The 19,411-nt window shown below is 71.2% G+C and carries 16 protein-coding genes and 1 tRNA gene; 9 read left to right on the forward strand and 8 right to left on the reverse strand.

The genetic code is table 11. From position 1 onward, the window contains the following. Nucleotides 1-66: 66 nt before the first annotated feature. Nucleotides 67-1,644, forward strand: coding sequence for a serine/threonine-protein kinase (locus GQ466_RS12440; protein WP_161103015.1), 1,578 nt, complete (start codon nt 67-69; stop codon nt 1,642-1,644). Nucleotides 1,645-1,742: 98 nt separating this feature from the next. On the opposite strand, the gene GQ466_RS12445 is transcribed toward GQ466_RS12440, so the two are convergent. The 3 genes from GQ466_RS12445 to GQ466_RS12455 form a co-directional block, all read right to left on the reverse strand. Further along, the gene (locus GQ466_RS12445) at nt 1,743-2,264 is read right to left on the reverse strand and encodes an EF-hand domain-containing protein (protein ID WP_161103016.1); all 522 of its coding nucleotides are present in this window, start codon (nt 2,262-2,264) and stop codon (nt 1,743-1,745) included. 90 nt (nt 2,265-2,354) lie between these two features. Further along, entirely contained in the window at nt 2,355-3,224 is an 870-nt protein-coding gene (locus GQ466_RS12450; RefSeq protein ID WP_161103017.1) for an RNA polymerase sigma-70 factor, read from the reverse strand. 92 nt (nt 3,225-3,316) lie between these two features. Further along, complete coding sequence (locus GQ466_RS12455; RefSeq protein WP_161103018.1) at nt 3,317-4,072, reverse strand: SDR family oxidoreductase; 756 nt, start codon at nt 4,070-4,072, stop codon at nt 3,317-3,319. Between the two features lie 243 nt (nt 4,073-4,315). Here GQ466_RS12455 and htpG point away from each other — a divergent pair, with 243 nt between their 5' ends. Then, complete coding sequence (gene htpG, locus GQ466_RS12460; protein WP_161103019.1) at nt 4,316-6,199, forward strand: molecular chaperone HtpG; 1,884 nt, start codon at nt 4,316-4,318, stop codon at nt 6,197-6,199. A gap of 87 nt (nt 6,200-6,286) precedes the next feature. Then, entirely contained in the window at nt 6,287-9,817 is a 3,531-nt protein-coding gene (locus GQ466_RS12465; RefSeq protein ID WP_161103020.1) for an nSTAND1 domain-containing NTPase, read from the forward strand. Here the strand turns inward: GQ466_RS12465 and GQ466_RS12470 are convergent. After that, the gene (locus GQ466_RS12470) at nt 9,771-10,670 is read right to left on the reverse strand and encodes a LamG domain-containing protein (protein ID WP_337193438.1); all 900 of its coding nucleotides are present in this window, start codon (nt 10,668-10,670) and stop codon (nt 9,771-9,773) included. The genes GQ466_RS12465 and GQ466_RS12470 overlap by 47 nt on opposite strands. Before the next feature lie 114 nt (nt 10,671-10,784). Between GQ466_RS12470 and GQ466_RS12475 the strand changes: the two genes are divergently transcribed. Both GQ466_RS12475 and GQ466_RS12480 read left to right on the forward strand, forming a co-directional pair. Beyond that, entirely contained in the window at nt 10,785-11,813 is a 1,029-nt protein-coding gene (locus GQ466_RS12475) for an alpha/beta hydrolase (RefSeq protein ID WP_161103021.1), read from the forward strand. A gap of 14 nt (nt 11,814-11,827) precedes the next feature. Beyond that, complete coding sequence (locus GQ466_RS12480) at nt 11,828-12,055, forward strand: DUF2277 domain-containing protein (protein WP_237417863.1); 228 nt, start codon at nt 11,828-11,830, stop codon at nt 12,053-12,055. 32 nt (nt 12,056-12,087) lie between these two features. Here the strand turns inward: GQ466_RS12480 and GQ466_RS12485 are convergent, their stop codons facing one another. Next, nucleotides 12,088-13,107 carry an aspartate-semialdehyde dehydrogenase gene (locus tag GQ466_RS12485; RefSeq protein WP_161103022.1) on the reverse strand — a complete coding sequence of 340 codons (1,020 nt, stop codon included), beginning with the start codon at nt 13,105-13,107 and terminating at the stop codon, nt 12,088-12,090. Between the two features lie 189 nt (nt 13,108-13,296). Here GQ466_RS12485 and GQ466_RS12490 point away from each other — a divergent pair, with 189 nt between their 5' ends. Next, entirely contained in the window at nt 13,297-13,605 is a 309-nt protein-coding gene (locus GQ466_RS12490; protein WP_161103023.1) for a PspC domain-containing protein, read from the forward strand. On the opposite strand, the gene GQ466_RS12495 is transcribed toward GQ466_RS12490, so the two are convergent. Continuing rightward, nucleotides 13,602-14,948, reverse strand: a complete 1,347-nt coding sequence (locus tag GQ466_RS12495) for an MFS transporter (protein WP_161103024.1) — start codon at nt 14,946-14,948, stop codon at nt 13,602-13,604. The genes GQ466_RS12490 and GQ466_RS12495 overlap by 4 nt on opposite strands. Before the next feature lie 140 nt (nt 14,949-15,088). Beyond that, the gene (locus GQ466_RS12500) at nt 15,089-15,439 is read right to left on the reverse strand and encodes a metallopeptidase family protein (RefSeq protein WP_202420401.1); all 351 of its coding nucleotides are present in this window, start codon (nt 15,437-15,439) and stop codon (nt 15,089-15,091) included. A 23-nt stretch (nt 15,440-15,462) separates the two neighbouring features. Between GQ466_RS12500 and GQ466_RS12505 the strand changes: the two genes are divergently transcribed. Continuing rightward, the gene (locus GQ466_RS12505) at nt 15,463-16,986 is read left to right on the forward strand and encodes a metallophosphoesterase family protein (RefSeq protein ID WP_337193439.1); all 1,524 of its coding nucleotides are present in this window, start codon (nt 15,463-15,465) and stop codon (nt 16,984-16,986) included. Between the two features lie 81 nt (nt 16,987-17,067). Then, nucleotides 17,068-17,143: transfer RNA gene (locus GQ466_RS12510), tRNA-Glu, on the forward strand. A 187-nt stretch (nt 17,144-17,330) separates the two neighbouring features. On the opposite strand, the gene GQ466_RS12515 is transcribed toward GQ466_RS12510, so the two are convergent. After that, nucleotides 17,331-17,498: a hypothetical protein gene (locus tag GQ466_RS12515; RefSeq protein WP_161103026.1), complete on the reverse strand. Its 168-nt coding sequence runs from the start codon at nt 17,496-17,498 to the stop codon at nt 17,331-17,333. A gap of 587 nt (nt 17,499-18,085) precedes the next feature. Here GQ466_RS12515 and GQ466_RS12520 point away from each other — a divergent pair. Next, nucleotides 18,086-19,402 carry a bifunctional DNA primase/polymerase gene (locus tag GQ466_RS12520; protein WP_161103027.1) on the forward strand — a complete coding sequence of 439 codons (1,317 nt, stop codon included), beginning with the start codon at nt 18,086-18,088 and terminating at the stop codon, nt 19,400-19,402. Nucleotides 19,403-19,411 lie beyond the last annotated feature (9 nt).

Below are 19,411 nucleotides of genomic sequence, written 5' to 3' on the forward strand. Positions count from 1 at the left end.
AGGTGATCTTCGATGCCGGAAGACTGACGGCGAGGCGTCCGAAATGCGAACACCAGCGGAGAAAAGATGCCGGTCAAGTCCATCGGTGGCCGCTACGAGCTGATCGACAGAATCAGCTCAGGGGGCATGGGCGTGGTGTGGCGCGGCTACGACACCGTCCTAGACCGTGAAGTGGCGGTCAAGGTGATCCGGCCGGACATGCTGGTCACTCCCGAGGACGCCGCCGACATGGCGGAACGGTTCCGCCGTGAGGCCCGGATCACCGCCCGGATCCAGCACCACGGCGTGCCGCAGGTCTTCGACGCGGTCCTCGATGTGGGCGCGGCCGACGAGCTTTACCTGGTCATGGAGTACGTCCATGGCATCGGCCTGCGATCCTACGTCGACCCAGCCGACCCTCTCCCAATCTCATGGGCCGCCGCCGTGGGCGCGCAGATCGCCACCGTCCTCTCCTACGCGCACGTGATCCCTGTGGTCCACCGGGACCTTAAGCCGGACAATGTCCTGGTGACGCCCGGTGGCACTGTCAAGGTGCTGGACTTCGGCATCGCCGCGATCCTCCGCCCAGACGTCGCGAAGATCACTGCGACGGGTCGGCCGGTGGGCACTGTTCGGTACATGGCTCCCGAGCAGGCCAACGGAGGCCGGGTCACGCCGCGCAGTGACCTCTACGCGCTCGGGTGCCTGCTGCACGAATTGCTGGCGGGCTCCCCGCTATTCGAGGGCACGAGCGACTACCAACTGCAGCACCAGCACATCAACCAGCAGCCTCGTCCGCTGCGCGCCCTGCGCGCGGACGTTCCCGAGCCCCTGGAATCCCTGATCCTCGACTTGCTGGAGAAAAGTCCCGAGCAACGTCCAACCGACGCCTATGCCGTCTACGAGCGGCTGCTGCCTTACCTCCCCGGCCCGGGATCGCCTCAGCCCACCGGGAACCGTCGAAGCCTCAGCGTTCCCGACCCGACTTTGATGTACCGGCGCCCGAACGCACCGCGTGGCCGCGAACGGCAGCGGCGCGAACTTGTGCCGCCTGCCACGACAGTCGACGTAATGACCGTCGCACCCCCGGCGTTGCGGCGAGCGATCGACGACGCGCTCGCTCGCTCGGACGAACTCCTCGAAGCCGAGCGGTACACCCAGGCGGCCGACGCCGTGGAAGCCGTCATCGCCGCCGCTGGCCCGGCGCTGGGCACCGAGAGCACCGAACTGCGCGAACTGCGCTTCCGTCGCGCTCTGATCCTTTTCCTTGGCAGCGACGCCCGCACGGCCCTTCAGGAATTTGACGCCCTGGCCGACGTCTTCGCACGCACCGAGGGGCCCGCCGGCGGGAAAGTGCTCGAATGCCGCCGCTACGCTGCTCTCTGCCGGGCGAACCTGGGACAGAACACCGACGCCCTGCGGCAGTTCAGCCGACTTCTCGACGACGTCGTGGCGGCCGATGGCGACGCCGGAGAACTCGCCCTCGACGTACGTCACAGCATCGGCATGTTGTATCTGTCTGAGGGCGACACGGCGGCAGCAGAAGTCGTCTTCGAGGCACTCCACCACGACCACCTCGTTATCAACGGCCCCGACGACGAACGCACCCGGGAGGCCGCTGAACTCCTCGCGCGAATCCGCCGCAACAACTTTGACGGATCTTGATATGCGGTTCAGCCCGATCGCCGATGCCTTTGAATCATCAAGAAGCGTTCCGGAATTCTGACCTCCCTGTACACCCTTGGTAATGAAAGGCAACCTGGTCAGCTTGGGACGTTGCCGAAGATGCGGCTGCCGGGGGCTTTCGGGTCGTTGCCGGCCCAGAACTCGTACCAGTGGGCGGCGAACTCCGCGCGGGAGATCGCGCCGTCGCCGTTGGAGTCCAGCAGGTCGAAGGTGGTTCCGGTGTCGGTGCTTTCGCCGCTCCACGCCTCGATCATCCGCCGGTATTCGGCCGGGGAGATGAGGCCGTCGCCGTTCTCGTCCACGGCCTCGAACATCGCGTCGGCCGTGGCGGTGACCGCGTCGGGCATGGTCGTGAGGAGGTCGACGACCGTCAGGACGTCGTCGACGGAGACCGCGTCGGCGTTTCTGGCGTGTTCGGCCAGGGTGTTCCACCAGCCGCGCATGACCTCCAGGAGCCGGTCCTCGTCGCCTGCGACCCGGGTCGCCGCCCAGCGGCGGGCCAGGGCTTCGAAGTCCGTTTCGTGGAGGGCGCCGTCCCCGTCGCCGTCCATCGCGTCGAAGACCAGCCGGACTTTGTCTCGCTGAAAGGAGGTCGCCATATTTTCCCTTGTCCCCTTATTTCGGAAGAGGGGCACGGGCTGTGCGGCGACCTTGGCGTCGCGGACGAGTGACGACTTGATTGCCTGGAGTCACGGCCGGGCTGCGGTGAGTTTGGCCGGGTTCATCATCCACAGGACCTGGTCGATGCGGTCGCCGGACGTGGTGACGGTCAGCACGGTGAACAGTTCGCCGTCGCGGTGGAGCAGCGCGGCGGCCTGGCCGTTGACGGTGGTCCGTTCGATGGTGACGCCCGTCCAGAACCTGTCCGCGAACGCCCGGACGTATCTGGCCACGCGGGGCGCTCCCACCACGGGGAACCGGGACGCCCGGACAGCGCCGCCGCCGTCGGAGTAGCTGACGGCGTCCGTGGCGAGGATCTTCTCCAGGGCCGCGAGGTCTCCGGCGCGGGCGGCGGTCACGAACGCGGTCAGCAGCCGTTGCTGTTCGGCCTCGGTCGCTGGGGCGCGGCGCCCGGAGCGCACGTGTTTGCGGGCCCGGCTGACGAGCTGCCGTGCCGCCGCCTCGCTCGTCTGAACGATCTCGGCGATGCGCGGATAGGGGTAGTCGAACGCCTCCCGCAGGACGTAGGCCGCGAGTTCGGTCGGGGACAGGCGCTCCAGCAGGATCAGGACGGCGAAACTCAGGGCCTCGCCGCGTTCGGCGCCGAGATGCGGGTCGTCGCCGGTGGCCACCGGTTCGGGCAGCCACGGGCCGACGTAGGTCTCGCGGCGCACCCGCGCGGACTGGAGCACGTTGATCGCGAGCCGGGTCGTCGCCGTCGCCAGGAACGCGGCCGGGTCGGCGACGGTGGCGCGGTCGTAGGCCTGCCAGCGCAGCCACGCGTCCTGGACCACGTCCTCGGCTTCGGCCGCGCTGCCCAGCATCCGGTAGGCGATGCCGAACAGGCGCGGCCGGACGGCGGCGAAGACGGACGCGGCGGCGTCGAGATCGTCCGCCACGGCGCGCCCCCCGTCGATCCTGGTCCGGCGGCCAGCGTCTCACGCGCCGGGGCGCCGGACGGCGGCGCGGTCGGCCGCCGTCCGGGACGCGGCTAGACGGCGTCCGTTCCGGCCAGCCAGTCGGCGTACTTGAGCGCGCCCAGCCGCGCGCCGTCGTCGACCGGGACGAGCGTGTGCTCGTCCAGCTCGGCCCCGAAGTACTGCGCGTGCGGGTCGGTGACGACCTCGCGCGGGTCGTGCCAGGCCGCCAGGGCGTCGCGGAAGAACTCGTCCATCCGGACGCGCTCCGGGCCGGCGATCTCGACCGGGCCGTTCAGCGGCGCGCCCACCGCGACGTCGGCGACCGTCCCGGCGACCTCGTCGCCCGCGACCGGCTGGAAGAGGACCGGCGGCATGCGGACGGTGCCGCCGTCCGTCGCGCCGTCGGCGATCTGCCGCGCGAACTCGAAGAACTGGGTCGCGTGGACGATCGAGAACGGGATCGGCGCGTCCTCGATCAGCTTCTCCTGCGCGGCCTTCGCCCGGAAGTAGCCGATGTCGTGACGCCGCCGCGTGCCCACGATCGACAGCGCGACATGGTGGCCCACTCCGGCCGCCTCCTCGGCGGCCAGCAGGTTGCGGGTGGACGTCTCGAAGAACTCCAGCACGGCGGCTTCCTCGAAGGACGGGGAGTTGGACACGTCCACCACCACCGAGGCGCCGGCCAGCGCCTCGTCCAGCCCGGCGCCGGTGAGCGCGTTGACGCCGGTGTTCGGGGAGGCGGGGACGGCCTCGTGGCCGCGTTCGCCGAGCCTCGTGACGACCTTCGACCCGATCAGGCCGGTGCCCCCGATGACCACGATCTTCATGACTCGCCTTCCTGTCCGCCGGGCGTGGACCGCCCGGTCGTCAGCTAGGACCGGACGGCCCTCCTACCTGTGACGGCTTCGGCGAAAGATCCCGCAGGCGGCCCTACGCCGACCGCCCGCCCAGATTGGCCCGAATTGTCCCGAATAGGGGTGGGGGCGCGCCCGAGGATCGGTTGACCCTCGCGTTGAAGCCTTTTTAATCTTGGCCGGTTGTCGGACAGCCGAAGAGAGAAAGGTCCGCGCGTGGGCGAGGAGACGTTCAGGTTCCAGGCCGAGGCCGCCCAGATCCTCGACCTCATGGCGCATTCGCTCTACAGCAACAAGGAGATCTTCCTTCGCGAGCTGATCTCGAACGCGTCGGACGCGATCGACCGGCTGCGCATCGAGCGGTTCTCCCGGCCCGAGACGGTCGCGGACGAGCCCGACGACGCGCCGGGCATCCGCGTCGCCTTCGACAAGGACGCGGGCACCGTCACGATCTCCGACAACGGCATCGGCATGAGCCGCCAGGAGGTCATCGACAACATCGGCACGATCGCGCGGTCGGGCACCGGCGAGTTCCTGCGGGCGATGTCGGGCGACCAGCGGGCCGACACGGCGCTGATCGGGCAGTTCGGCGTCGGCTTCTACGCCGCGTTCATCGTCGCCGACCGGGTGGTGCTGACCACGCGGCGCGCCGGGCTCGGGCCGGACGAGGGAGTGCGCTGGTCGTCCGACGGCAAGGGCGAGTACACGCTGGAGGCCGTCGAGCGCGCCGAGCGGGGCACCACGATCGTCCTGCACCTGCGCGACGGCGAGGAGGACCTGCTCAACGAGCACCGGCTCCGCACGATCGTCCAGCGCTACTCCGACCACATCAGCCTGCCCATCGCGATCGGCGACGACGACGCCCCGGTGAACCGGGCGTCGGCATTGTGGGCGCGTCCTCGCAGCGAGCTGGCCGAAAGCGACTACCACGAGTACTACCGGCACCTCACCGGCGACTACGCCGACCCGCTCGCGTACGTGCACGCGAAGGTCGAGGGACGGTACGAGTACACGCTGCTGCTGTACGTCCCGTCCCAGGCGCCGTTCGACCTGTGGATCCCGCAGGCGACGCACGGCGTGAAACTGCACGTCCAGCGGGTGTTCATCCTGGAGGACACCGGCCAGCTCATGCCGCCCCACCTGCGGTTCGTGCGCGGCGTCATCGATTCGAGCGACCTGCCGCTGAACGTGTCCCGCGAGATCCTGCAAGGGAGCCGGGCGGTCGAGCACATCCGGTCCAGCGCCGTCAAGAAGGTGCTGGCGCTGCTCAAGGGCATGGCGAAGGACGACCCCGAGAAGTACGCGGTGTTCTGGAAGCAGTTCGGGGCCGTCCTGAAGGAGGGCGTCGCCGACGACCCCGCCCACCGCGAGGACCTGGCCGAGCTGCTGCGCTTCACGTCCACCCGGTCCGCGACGCAGGACGCCGACGTCTCGCTCGCCGACTACGTCGCCCGGATGAAGGACGGCCAGGACAAGATCTACTACCTGCTCGCGCCGAACCCGTCCGCCGCCGCGAGCAGCCCGCATCTGGAGGCGTTCCGCGCCAAGGACATCGAGGTGCTGCTGCTCGGCGACGCCGTGGACGCCTTCGTCGTGACCGGCCTCCCGCCCGAGTACCAGGGCAGGCGGCTCCAGTCCGTCGCGCAGGGCGCCCCCGACTTCGGCGCGCTGGAGGACGCGACGGAGAAGGAGGCCGCAGAGAAGGCCGGCTCCGACTACGCCGACCTCGTCGGCAAACTGAAGGAGCACCTCGCGGGACGGGCCTGGGACGTGCGCGTCACCAGCCGCCTCACGACGTCGCCCGCCTGCGTCGTCGCCAACGAGGCCGACACCGACCTCACGCTGGCGCGCCGGATGCGCGGCACCGGGCTCCCGAACCAGCCGATCCTGGAGATCAACCCGAGCCATCCGCTGGTCGAGCGCCTCAACCGCGGCCAGGACGATCCGCGCCTCGCCGACTGGGCGAACGTCCTGTTCGACCAGGCCGTCCTGACCGCCGGCGCGCGTCTGGAGGAGCCGGGCGCGTTCGTGTCCCGCCTGAACGACCTCCTGATCACCCTGACCGGCGAAACCCCCGACGCGCCGCCGACGTCCAACTGATCACCTCCCGCGTGTGGACGCGGGCCGGCGTGTCCGGATGAGGCCAAAGCGACGGTTCTTGATCAGCTTCGGCTGTAGGGATGGGGGATGGCTCGACGCGGTACGGACCTGCGCCCCGCGCTGCGCGGGTTCTATGTGATCATCGGCATCGGGATCGGCGCGTTCGTCAACATCGCCACGTCCGGCCATCAGTGGGCGTTCATTCCGCTCTCCGTGCTGTCCGTGCTGGCGATCGCGTACGAGGTCTACGCCTATCTCTCCGAGCGGAGCACCGGCCCGGCCGACCCGGTCTGGGAGTTCGCCGAAGGGCGGCTCCCCTACGTCGGGCTGACGGCGATGACGATGGCCGACGCCGGTGTGTTCTTCGGTCATGCGGTCGAGCGCCGCAGCATGCTGAGCCGGTTGGAGGCGAAGCACGCCGACCCCGCCGACCGTTTCATCCCGGTGATGGGGCCGTCCGGCGTCGGAAAGTCCTCGCTGGTGCGGGCGGGCGTGCTGCCCGTCCTGGCGCGGCGGCCACAGTGGATTTTGGTGCCGGAGTTCAGCCCCGGCAGGCACCCGTTCGAGGCGCTCGCCAAGTCGCTGGACGAGGCGCTGCCCGGCATCGGCTCGGTGGACCTCGCGCAGCGGCTGCGCACCGAGCCGGGAATGCTGGCGCAGTGCCTGACCCGGCTGCGGACGGAGCGCGACCGCCGGTCGGCGCGCGTCCTCCTCGTGATCGACCAGGCCGAGGAACTGCTGGGCGCCGAGATGGCGCAGGAGCGGGAGAACTTCCTGCGGGTGCTGCGCGAGGCCGTCCGCGCCGACCCCGGGCTGTGGGTCATCGGCCTCGTGCGCTCGGAGTTCCTGACCCCGATCCTGCAGAGCACGTTCGGTGCGCTGCTGCGCAACCCGATCAACGTCGCCGCGCTGAGCCGCGAGGAGCTGCAGGAGGTCATCCGCGGCCCGGCGCGGCGCGCGGGCGTCACGTTCGCGCCGGACAACCTGGTCTTCACGCTGGTCGCCGACACCGGGGGCGGCGCGGCGCTGCCGCATCTGGCGTACGTGCTGAACAAGCTGTACGTCGAGTCCGACGACTTCACGATCACGCGGGAGGACTACGACCGGATCGGCGGGGTCGCGGGCGCCGTCGCCGACGCGGCCGAGGACGCCTACGAGAGCCTTGGGCCGCGCCGCGACGCCGTCCTGCCGGTGCTGCTGCGGTTCGTGACGCGCAGCGAGGAGGGCGCGCTGCTCGGCCAGCCCGTCCCGGCCGCGACGCTCAGCGACCTGGAACGTGAACTGCTCCAGCCGTTCGTGGACGCCCGGCTGATCATCGGCTCGGACGCCGAGCCCCCCGCCTACCAGGTGGCGCACGAGGCGTTCCTCGGCTCGTGGCCGCGTCTGGTGCAGGAGATCGACGTCGTCGGCGAGTTCCTGCGGCGGCGCGACGACCTGGAGCGCTGGGCGTCGGACTGGGCGCGGATGGGACGCCGCGACGCCTACCTGATCTCCGAGGAGCGGCTGGCCGAGATCGAGCGGTGGCTGGAGCAGCGGCCCGACCTCGTCCCGCGCACCGAGCCGATCGCCGAGTTCCTGCGGCGCAGCAGACGGCTCAGCGACGTGGCGATGAAGCGGCTGGCGGCCTCGGTGGCCGAACGCGCGCTCGCCCGCGTCGCCGACGATCCCGACTACGCGCTCGCCACCGCCGTCGAGGCCGTGCGCTGCGCGGACACCTCGCCGGCCCGTCGCGCGCTGGTCGCCGCGCTGAACGCCGCGCGGACCCGCGCCGTCCTCACCGGTCACACCGACCACGTGGAGAACGTGGCGTGGTCGCCCACCGGGTCGGTGATCGCGACGGTGTCCAGCGACGGGACGGCCCGGCTCTGGTCGGTCACCGACCGCGCGCAGAGCGCACCGGCGCTGCCGCACGGCGACGTGGTGTTCGGCCTCGCCTGGGCGCCCGACGGGTCCCGGTTCGTCACGGCGAGCCTGGACGGACGGGCGCGGATCTGGTCGGCGGACGGGGCCGGGGCGCCGTTCGTCCTGGAGGGCGCGGGCGACCAGCTCTGGAACGCCGCGTGGTCCCCCGACGGCGCGCAGGTCGCCGCCGCCTGCAACGACGGCACCGTCCTGCTGTGGAACACCGCGGAGTCCGAGCCCGCGCTCGTCCTGCGCGGGCACGAGGCGGTCGCGTGGGGCGTCGACTTCTCCCCCGACGGCCGACACGTCGTCACCGGCGCGCGCGACGGCACCGTCCGGATCTGGGACCGGACGACGGGCGACGAACTACTGCGTTTCACCGGCCATGAAGGCTGGGTCCACAACGTGGCGTACTCGCCGGACGGCTCCCTGGCGGCGAGCACGTCGCTGGACCAGACCGTCCGGATCTGGGACGCCGCGACCGGCCGCGCGGTGGCCGTGCTGGTCGGTCACGGCGACACGACCCAGGGGCTGAACTGGTCCCGGGACGGACGGTGGCTGGCCACCGGCTCGTTCGACGCCACCATCCGCGTGTGGAGCACCGAGACCTGGCGCGAGACCGCGGTCCTGCGCGGGCACAAGGAGGCCGCGATGGCGGTGTCCTGGTCGGACGACTCGCGCTATCTCGTCACCGGGAGCTGGGACGGCACGGTCCGCATCTGGGACGCGTTCGCCGACGGCTCCCTCGCCGCCCGCCGCGCGCTGCCGGACTGGGCGCAGTCGCTCGCGTGGGCTCCCGGCGGGGACCGGCTGGCCGTGGGCGTCAAGGACGGCACCGTCCACCTGCTGCACGGCGCGGACCTGCGCACGCTGTCGGTGCTGTCCGGCCACGCGAGCTGGGTGCACGGCGTGGCGTGGTCCCCGGACGGCACGTTGCTCGCGACCGGGTCGGTGGACTCCACCGCCCGCGTCTGGGACGTCCTCACCGGCGAGGTGCTGACCGTCCTCGACGCCGAGACGGCCCGTCCGGTCTGGGACGTGGCGTTCTCGCCCGACTCCGCGCGGGTGGCGACCGCGTCGCACGACTTCACCGTCCGGCTGTGGGACGCGCGGTCCGGCGCGGAGCAGCGCGCGCTGCGCGGGCACCGGGCCTTCGTCCACGCGGTCGCGTTCTCGCCGGACGGCGACCGCGTCGCGAGCGGGTCCGAGGACGGGACCGTCCGCGTCTGGGACGCCGCCACCGGCGATCCGGTCGCGGTGGCGAGCGGGCACCGCGCGGGCGTGCGGGCCGTCGCCTACTCACCGGACGGGCTGCGGCTGGCGTCCGCGTCCGACGACCAGACGCTGCGCGTGTGGGAGGCGTCCACCGGGCGGCTGCTGCACGAGATGCGCGCGGCGGCGGGTTCGGCGCAGTGCGTGGCCTGGTCGCGGACCGGCGACCGCCTGGCCGCCGGCTACAACGACGGCGGCGTGCGGCTGTGGGATCCGCAGACGGCGGTGGAGCTGTTCACGCTCGGCGTCCACGACGGACCGGTCGCGAGCGTGGCCTTCACCCCGGACGGCGCGCGGGTCGCCAGCTCGTCCGACGACGGCAGCGTCCGGCTGTGGAACGCGACCGGCGACATGGCCTCCCTCCTGCACATCGCCGAGGCGCGGATCTTCACGCCGCTCACCGACGACGACCGGCAGGCTCTCCTGCTTCCGCCCGGCCGCTGACGCCGGGGCGGCGGACGGTGATCGACGCGACCTCGAACGTGAACGGGGCGGCGCGGTCGGGGCGGAAGTGCAGCGTGCCGTCGTCCACGGACATGCCGATGACCAGGTGGGCGTGGAAGTGCGCGCCCACGCCCTTGCGGTCGGAGTGGACGGCCCGCAGCGGCCCCGGCGGACGGCCGAGGTACCACGTCACCTTCCGCGCGCCGAGCCGCACCGCGATGTCGAGCCACGCCCCGCGCCGCACCAGCGGGCTGGCGCAGAAGCACGCGCTGTCCTTCACGTGGTTCGCGAACTCCAGCGTGTTGGGACGGTCGGAGTGCCACTCGAAGACGTCGACCTCGTTGCCGCCCTGGCGCCACGTCCAGATCCCGGGCCACGCCCCGTAGCGGGCGCTCGGCAGCCGGACGCGGGTGGTGATGACGTCCCCGGTGCGGACCTCGAAGCCGTCGCCGCCCGAGCCGCACGAGTCGCCGGTGCTCAGCAGGCCCGTCCGCCAGCGTCCGCCCGGCAGGGGGCTCGCGGTGACGGCCAGGCGGCCGGACGCGGTGGACAGCGCCGCCCGCGACAGGCTGTCCAGCTTGAAGTTCTTCCGGTTGGTCGTGCAGTCCGGATAGGCCGCGCTCCGCCAGCCCCACCGGCGGCCGGTGCCGAGGTCGAGGCGCTCGAAGCTGTCGTGCAGCGGGACGCGCCCGCGCGACGGGGCGTAGGGCCGTCCGCCCGGCCCGACCGTGGTGACCGGCAGCGCGTCGCGGGGCGCGGGCGGACGCTGCGGGGCGCCGAGCCCGCACCCGCCCGCGGCCAGCGCGAGCACGACGGCCGCCGCGAGCCGCGACGGCGGTAAAACGTTCCACACGAAGAGTGAGAGTAACCGCACTCTCCGCGACGGACGTGAATTTGACGCACCGGCACGCGGGGCGCCGTCGACGGTCGGCTAGCGTCGGCGGTGATCACGAGCGAAGGAGCCGCCATGCTGCCCTGGTCCGCCGACCTGGCCGGACGTCTCGACGAGCACCTGTTCGCCAGCGCGCTGCTGGCGGACAACCCGCTGGGCGATCCCGCCGAGCGTCCCCTGCTCGTCTACACGCCGCCCGGCTACGACGACGATCCCGGCCGCCGCTACCCCACCGTCTACGTGATCATGGGGTTCACCGGCCACGTGCAGATGTGGCGCAACCGCATGCCGTTCCGCCGGCCCTTCCCGGAGACCGCCGACGCGGTCTTCGCCCGCGCCGAGGCCCCGCCCGCGATCGTGGTGTACGTCGACGCCTGGACGGCCTACGGCGGCAGCCAGTACCTCGACAGCCGCGGCACCGGCCGGTACCACTCCTATCTGTGCGACGAGATCGTCCCGTGGGTGGACGCGCACTACCGGACGCTGGACGCCCCCGAGCACCGCGCGATCACCGGCAAGTCCAGCGGCGGCTATGGCGCGATGATCACGCCGATGCTGCGTCCCGGGCTGTTCGGCGCGCTCGCCACGCACGCGGGCGACGCGCTGTTCGAGTACTCCTACCTGCCGGACTTCCCCAAGATCGTCCGCCACCTGCGCGCCTACGACGGCGACATCCTGCGCTGGTGGGACGACTTCCGGTCCCGGGTGGCGTTCACGCGTCCGGAGGACATGGATCTGCTGGAGATGTTCGGCTACGCGGCCTGCTACACGCCGGACGAGGACGGCACGCCCGTCCTGCCGTTCGACCCGCACACCGGCGTGCTCCGCGAGGACGTCTGGGCGCGGTGGCTGGCGCTGGACCCCGTCCGGATGGTCCCGGACCACGCGGAGACGCTGCGCTCGATGCGGGCGATCTGGATCGACGGCGGCACGAAGGACGAGTGGTTCCTCGACATCGGCGCGACGGCCTACCATCGGGCGCTCCTGGACGCGGGCGTCCCCGCCGACCGGATCCACTTCGAGCTGTTCGAGGGGGCGCACGGCGGCATCGACTACCGGTACCCGCTCGCCCTGGCCTGGATCTGCGAGCGCATCGCGCCCTGAGAAATGTCTGCGGCATGAGTGACACTGGAGGCATGTGCCGCAGTATCAAGACGCTCCGTCCGCCGATGACCGAGCACGCCACCGACGAGGACGTCCGGGCCGCCGCGCTCCAGTACGTCCGGAAGATCTCGGGGTTCCGCGCCCCGGCCGCCCACAACGCCGAGGCGTTCGACCGGGCCGTCGAGGAGGTCGCCGCCGCGACGGCGGCCCTCCTCGGCTCGCTGGTCGTGCGCGGGCGGTAGCCGCCGCCCCGCAGGACGGCGGCCCCGGCGGGTCAGCCCGCGGCGACCAGCTCGGCGATCTGGACGGCGTTCAGCGCCGCGCCCTTGCGCAGGTTGTCGCCCGACGCGAACAGCGCGAGGCCGTTCTCGACCGTCTCGTCCCGGCGGATGCGGCCCACGTACGTCGGGTCCTGCCCGGCGGCCTCCAGCGGCGTCGGGACGTCGGTCAGCACGACGCCCGGCGCGTCCGCGAGCAGCTCCGCCGCCCGCGCGGGGCTCAGCGGGCGCGCGAACCGCGCGTTGATCTGGAGCGAGTGGCCGGTGAAGACCGGCACGCGCACGCAGGTGCCCGACACCCTGAGGTCCGGGATCTCCAGGATCTTGCGGCTCTCGTTGCGGAGCTTCTGCTCCTCGTCGGTCTCGGCGAGCCCGTCGTCCACGATCGAGCCCGCCATCGGCAGCACGTTGAACGCGATCGGCCGGACGTACACCTTGGGGTCGGGGAACTCGACCGCGCCGCCGTCGTGGGTCAGCGCGTCGGCGGCGTCCACGACCCGCCGGGCCTGGCCGTGCAGCTCCTCGACGCCCGCGAGCCCGCTGCCCGACACGGCCTGGTAGGTCGCGACGACCAGGGCCTCCAGCCCGGCCTCCTCGTGGAGCGGGCGCAGCACCGGCATCGCGGCCATGGTCGTGCAGTTGGGGTTGGCGATGATCCCCTTCGGGCGGTTCCCGGCCGCGTGCGGGTTGACCTCGGCGACGACCAGCGGGACGTCGGGGTCCATCCGCCAGCCGGAGGAGTTGTCGATCACGACCGCGCCCGCCGCCGCGACCTTCGGCGCGAGGGCCGTGGAGGTGGTCTTTCCGGCGGAGAACAGGACGATGTCCAGCCCGGAGTAGTCGGCGGTCGCCGCGTCCTCCACGGTGACCTCGCGGCCGTCGAACGGCAGGGCCCGTCCCGCCGACCGGGCCGACGCGAACAGCCGCAGCTCGTCCACCGGGAACCCGCGCTCGGCCAGGATCCTCAGCATGACGCCCCCGACCTGGCCGGTGGCCCCGACGATCCCGATTCTCATGCCGCTCCCTCTGCTCGCTCGGTCCGGGTGACGAGTGTGCCGGTGACGTCCGTGAACGTCCAGGCAATAACCCTTGCCCCCGACTTTAAGCGCTGCTCAACCATGGCGCCGTACCCGGGGACGGCCTCAGGGGCCGATCAGGGACGATCCCCGATGTGCGGGCGCGCCGCCGGTGGGCATCATCGGGACATGGACCTGAACAAGAACGCACAGCGCCGACTGCGGCGCACGCACGACGGCCGCATGATCGGCGGCGTCTGCTCGGGCGTGGCCCGGTACTTCGACGTGGACGCCAACCTCGTCCGGCTCGGGCTCGCCGTCTTCACCCTCTTCGGCGGCGCGGGCGTCGCCGCGTACGTCATCGGCTGGATCCTGATCCCCGACGAGGACGCGCGGACGTCGATCGGCGAGGACTTCGTGAAGAAGGCGCAGGAGAACCAGGGCGTTCAGGACGCCGTCCAGCGCGCCAAGGACAAGCTCGGCAAGGTCCGCTCCTAGGTGGTGGAGGCGGACGAGCGGTCCGCCTCGGGTTCCCCGGCGAGTTCGTCCTCCAGTTCGTCCTCCGGTTCGGTACCGCGCAGCGTCCGCGCCACGGTGTCGCGCATCCGGTTCCAGCCGAGGGTGAGCACGATGGCGGCGGACAGCCCGGCCGCGCCCGCGAGCGCGACGACGCGCTCGGGGCCGAGCAGCTCGGTGCCCGCGCCCGCGGCGAGGATGCCGAGGCCCTGACCCGCGAGGATCCCGGACTGGGCGAGGCCGAACGCGACGGCCCGCCCCCCGGCCGGGACCGTCGCGACGAACGCCGCGTTCGCCGCGAGCTGGTAGGCGCTGCCGACGCCCGCGAGCGCCCACAGGCAGACCACGGCCCACAGGGGCGGGGACATGGCCGCGACGACGAGCGGCGCGCACGCCAGCATCGCCATCCATCCCATCGAGTGGATCCGGTCCGAAGGGCGGACACATCGGCTGAAAAGGAACGCTCCTATCACCATTCCCGTCGGCATCGCCGACATCAGCAGGCCCGCGACGGCCCGGTCCTCGGTGGCCGTGCCCGAGAACGTCGCCGCGTACGGGACGGCGAGCCCCTCCGGCACGATATAGAACGCCGCCAGCCACGCGAACAGCGTCAGCGCGCGGAGCGTCGGGTCCCCGAAGACCAGGCGCGCGCCGTCGCGGGTGCCGCGCAGCAGCCCGAGCGAGGAGTGCTCGCGGTCCCGCGGGGCGGGGCGCGGACGCAGCCCCGCGAGCAGGATGGCGCCCGACAGCGCGAACGTCAGCGCGTTCAGCGCCAGCGCCTCCCGTTCGCCGACGACGAGCACGACGCCCGTCCCGACGAGGAAGCCCAGCATCTGCGTGACCTGGTGGGTGATGTTGTTGATCGCCGACCCGGCGACATAGCGGTCGCCGTCCAGAACGTCCGGCAGGATCGCCGCCCGCGCGGCCGTGAACGGCGTCCCCAGCAGCACCGTGAGGAACACGAGGAGGCACAGCCCCCACGTCGGCGTGCCCCGGAACGCCATCAGCGCCGTGAGCACCGTCCGGACCGCGTCGCACACGACCATCACGCGGCGGCGCGGGAACAGGTCGGCCAGCCCCGACAGCACCGGCCCGCCGACGATCGGCGGCAGGTAGGTCAGGGCGTACGTCAGCGCCGTGAGCAGCGGCGACCCCGTATGCCGGTAGATGAGCAGCGCCAGCGCGACCTGGGCGAGCTGGTCGCCGATGAACGACAGCGCCTGGGCCGTCCAGAGCGCGCGGAACTCACCCACCGCGAACACCTCGCGGTAGGTGGCACGCGCCTCGTGCGCCCGCCGATGACGGCCGGTCTGCTTTCCCGCCACGCACGCTCCCGTCGGTCGTTCCTGCCGGGCCGGCTCCCCCTATTAACTCACGCTGCGTGGCAGTTATGTGACCTACCGTGCCCATTTGCTGGAACGCGATCCCCTGCCGGACTTTGACCGGCCCGTGATCTGCGGAAACGTCAGTAGCCCAGCTCGTGCAGGCGGGCGTCGTCGATGCCGAAGTGGTGCGCGATCTCGTGGACGACCGTCGTCCGGACCTCCGCGACCACCTGGTCATACGTCGTGCAGATCTTCAGGATCTCCCGGCGGTAGATCGAAATGCGATCGGGCAGAACCCCGCCGTACCAGTCGCCCCGCTCCGTGAGGGGTACCCCCTGGTACAAGCCGAGCAGGCCGGGCTCGGGCGCTTCGTCCTCGACGACGATGACGACGTTGCGCATCTGCCCGGTGAGCTCGGCCGGGATGCCGTCGAGGGCCTCGCCCACGAGATCCTCGAACACGTCCCGTGCTATGTCGATCACATCGTTCATTCTGCGTCACGCAAGGAGGTTCCGTGCATATCCCGGCCAGGCTCACCGGACCCGGCGCACGCCGCACGGGCCGCGTCACGGCCGTGATCGTCGTCGCGCTGGTCGGCGGGACGCTGGGCCTGCTGCTCGGCGGACGCGTCCACACCGCGGCGGGACCCACGGAGGTCGAACTGTCGCTGCGCCCGTCCTTCGGCGGCGGGACGACCGTCCAGATCCCGCCGCTCGGCGCGCTCGACTTCGACACCCACGCCGGGCCGATCGGGCTGCGCGCCCAGGTCACCGAGCTGCGGCTCGCCCCGGCCCGCAAGCTCATCGACGACCCGAAGGCCGTGGACGACCTGGCCGACACGGTCGCGGGCGAAGTCCGGCACGGCGTGATCGTGATGGCGCTGCGCGGCGTCGGGCTCGCGCTCGTCCTCGGCTTCCTGGCGGGGCTGCTCGTCTTCCGGTCGTGGCGGCGCGCGCTGCTCGGGACGGCCGCGCCGGTCGCGGGCCTCGCCGTCCTGTCGCTGCTCGGCTGGCTGACGTTCGACCCGCGCTCGCTCGCCGAACCCCGCTACACGGGCCTGCTCGCGAACGCGCCGCAGGTCGTCGGCGACACCCACAACATCGTGGACCGCTTCTCCCACTACCGGGAGAACCTGGCGCGGCTCGTCGGGAACATGTCGCGGCTGTACGCGGCGACGTCGTCGCTGCCGACCTACGAGCCCGACCCGTCGACGGTCCGCGTCCTGCACGTCTCGGACATTCATCTCAATCCCGCGGCTTGGAACGTTATCCGGTCGGTGAGCACGCAGTTCCGCGTGAACATGATCGTGGACACCGGCGATCTCATGGACCACGGGACGTCGGCGGAGAACAAGTTCGCCGACGACATCAAGACGCTGAAGGTGCCGTACGTCTACATTCGCGGCAATCACGACTCCGGCAGCACCCAGCGGGCGGTGCGACGGCAGAAGAACGCGATCGTGCTGGACGACGACATGCGGACGGTGAACGGCCTCACGATCTACGGGGTCGGCGACCCCCGCTTCACGCCCGACAAGTCCACGAAGGACGACACCTTCCCCGTCTCGCGCCTCCAGTCGATCGGATCCGGCCTCGCCGCGCAGCTCGCGAAGTCGGGGCAGCGGCCGGACATCGTCATGACGCACGACCCGACCGAGGGCGAGCGCTTCTCCGGGCTCAGCCCCCTCCTGCTGGCGGGGCACACGCACGCCCGGTCGACGCGGCTGCTCCCGTCCGGTTCGCGGCTGTTCATCCAGGGCTCGACCGGCGGGGCCGGCCTGCGGAGCCTCGATCACAGCGAGCCGACGCCGATCGAACTGTCCGTCCTCTACTTCAACCGGACCACGCACCGGCTCCAGGGATGGGACGACCTGCGGCTCGGCGGACTCGGACTGACCTCCGCGCAGATCGAACGTCACCTCGAACCCCAGCCGGACCGCGAGATCCGCCTCCAGCCCGTCCCCGCCTCGCCTCCCCCGTCCCCGTCGACCCCGTCCGCCCCGACCCCGGCCACGACACGTCCGTCGTCAGGCGGATAATCGCTTATGCGTCCAGCGAGGTTGTCCCCTATGCTGGACTGGTCGAGCGACGTCCCCCTGCCCGGGGACGCCGCAGACCAGGCCCCCTTCGTCTAGCGGCCTAGGACGCCGCCCTTTCAAGGCGGTAGCGCCGGTTCGAATCCGGTAGGGGGTACCACACGCACCGCTGCCAGATCGTCCGCGCCATTCCCGCAACCGCCGTGAATGCGGCATGTCGTTGCATGTCCATCTTTCGGATGTAACGGTGATCTGGACCTCGACGGTCCCACCGTCCTGATCGTGGCGCATCCGGACGGCGAAGGCGTCCAGCAGGTCCGTGTAGACCGTAGCGCGCGCGGTCTCGCTCAGTTCGCGCAGTGCGCCTTCTCGGCCTCAAGCTCGGCAGCGATCTTGGCGACGCGTTCCTTGATCAGATTCACAAAGGCGGCGGTGGGCTCGTCGACCGTTTCCAGCGGGTCCAGGACGCGCTTGCGGCGGCGGTTCAGGTCGGCGCCCCGATTTTCCGCCGTCACGCCGCGTTCCGGTGCTCGCGCGCCCGTGTTCCGCCGAGCTGCACCTGCTGGGCTTGACGAAAGTCTCGATGGACACGAGACCGGGACGGGTGGGCCGGCTGGACCACACCCACGCCTCCGGCGGGTTCGTCCTGCCCCTCGGCGACGACGTCGCCCTGCGATTCCCCACCATGTACCCGGTGTGCTTGGGATCGGTCAGGACCCCGCACCGACGAGTACGTCCACCTGCCCACGGTCCGCGCTTTCGCCGTCGCGACGGGCGGCGTTTACCGCTCCAGGTCGATGTTGAGCCGGTCGGCGATCGCCTGGTACCCAAGGCGTTCGGCAACGCGGGATCGCGAAGATGGTCTGGACGACCGGCCCGCGTACCGGATCGGGAGCAAGGATGCGCTTGCTCGCTTCCTGCTCCCGCCGCGCGGCGACGGGATGAGCGATCTTCTGCGGAAGGCTCCCGAACGGGGGGCGTCCGACGTTGAAACCCTGTTCGGTGTGGATCTCGAAGCCGCCCTAGGACTCACCCACCCGTCAGGGAGTGCACCCCTTCTGCACACTGCCCGCCGTAGCGGCTGGCGGTTTTGCTATGGGATATGACGACCTCGCTGCCCGGGCGGTGTCCTCCCCACCACGCCGACCGATCCGTCCACCGCGACTCCACCCCTGAACCGACCACCACACCGTTGAAGGCCGCCCTCATGTACGCGCGATGGAACTGGCCGGTCATGGCAGGAACCGCCGCGACGCTCGACGACGGATCTTCCAGGATCGATGACGTGGTGACCCCGACCGTCGACCCCGAACGCGTCCATCGGTGGTGGGGTTCGCGGCCGGACGCGAGCATCGTCGTCCCAACCGGCGCCATGTTCGACGTGATCAACATGCCGTCGCCCACCGGCCGCGCCGTCCTGGACGTGCTCGCCGACCGCGGAGCGTGGCTCGCATCGGTGATGTCGGACGGCGACGCCCTCAGCTTGCTGATCCATCCGCATCAGAGCAGCCCGTGGACCGACTTGGCCCGAACGGACGGATTCGCTTACCTCGGCCCGGGCCACTTGATCACGCTTCCGTCGGGCAGCGCTCCGTCCGACGGCCGGGCCAGATGGGTGATACCTCCCACGGACACCAACGTTCTCCGCCTGCCCCAGTTCACCGAGCTGGCACCGGTCCTACGGTCCCTGCCTCGATCATCTCCGCATCCAGGCCTGCAGCACGCCAGCCGCCCGGCCCACGCCAACCAGTCAGAGGAACTGACATGGCGATGCTGGGAATGCCCGCCATCACCGACCGACCCGATTCGCTTCACCAGCGGTCACCGCTTCGCCCTGGGCGCCGACCTGGACCCCCGTCGACTCGCCGCCGAGGCGACGGCTCCGCTGTCGGTGATCGTCCAGGTCACCAAACGCTGCGTCTTCGACTGCACCTTCTGCAGCGAGACGTTGTCGGATCAGCTCGGCTCGGCGCCAGGGCTGGCGAGCCATTCGCCGAAGTTCAGGGAGGAGCGGGCGACGGTCAGCGCGATGGAGCCGCTGGTGGCGGCGTGCGCGTCTAGCCCGGCCGCTGTCCGATGCACGGTCAGTGGGCTGTCGACAGCGGGGGCGAAAAAGAGCGGCACGGCTTCGGTAGGGATGCGAGTCCTGGCGCGCAAGTCGATCGGGTCGAAAGTCATGCGCAGCCCGTCGGATGCTTGTTCGACGTCCCATTTGGCCTGCATGTGGGGACGGTACAGGTGCTGTTCTCCCGAGGAAGCACGACCCGATCAGGTCACCGGATCACCAGAAGGGACGAGTCATGCCGGGCCGGACGCCGGGTGGCGTGTAACCGTCGCCGAGATTGCCGGCTCTCTCGCCCCGACGGCCCCCGCGAGCAGGTTGAACGCCTACCACTGGACGGACGCAGCGAGACATTGACGAACGCGC

Origin of the sequence: Actinomadura rayongensis (assembly GCF_009831215.1) — a bacterium.
Lineage (GTDB): Bacteria > Actinomycetota > Actinomycetes > Streptosporangiales > Streptosporangiaceae > Spirillospora > Spirillospora rayongensis.

Excerpts from the sequence above, each read along its gene's own strand:
- GQ466_RS12440 (WP_161103015.1), top strand. The coding sequence starts at position 67 with ATGCCGGTCAAGTCCATCGGTGGCCGCTACGAGCTGATCGACAGAATC.
- GQ466_RS12445 (WP_161103016.1), bottom strand. The coding sequence starts at position 2,264 with ATGGCGACCTCCTTTCAGCGAGACAAAGTCCGGCTGGTCTTCGACGCG.
- GQ466_RS12455 (WP_161103018.1), bottom strand. The coding sequence starts at position 4,072 with ATGAAGATCGTGGTCATCGGGGGCACCGGCCTGATCGGGTCGAAGGTC.
- GQ466_RS12465 (WP_161103020.1), top strand. The coding sequence starts at position 6,287 with ATGGCTCGACGCGGTACGGACCTGCGCCCCGCGCTGCGCGGGTTCTAT.
- GQ466_RS12475 (WP_161103021.1), top strand. The coding sequence starts at position 10,785 with ATGCTGCCCTGGTCCGCCGACCTGGCCGGACGTCTCGACGAGCACCTG.
- GQ466_RS12480 (WP_237417863.1), top strand. The coding sequence starts at position 11,828 with ATGAGTGACACTGGAGGCATGTGCCGCAGTATCAAGACGCTCCGTCCG.
- GQ466_RS12485 (WP_161103022.1), bottom strand. The coding sequence starts at position 13,107 with ATGAGAATCGGGATCGTCGGGGCCACCGGCCAGGTCGGGGGCGTCATG.
- GQ466_RS12490 (WP_161103023.1), top strand. The coding sequence starts at position 13,297 with ATGGACCTGAACAAGAACGCACAGCGCCGACTGCGGCGCACGCACGAC.
- GQ466_RS12500 (WP_202420401.1), bottom strand. The coding sequence starts at position 15,439 with ATGAACGATGTGATCGACATAGCACGGGACGTGTTCGAGGATCTCGTG.
- GQ466_RS12520 (WP_161103027.1), top strand. The coding sequence starts at position 18,086 with ATGACGACCTCGCTGCCCGGGCGGTGTCCTCCCCACCACGCCGACCGA.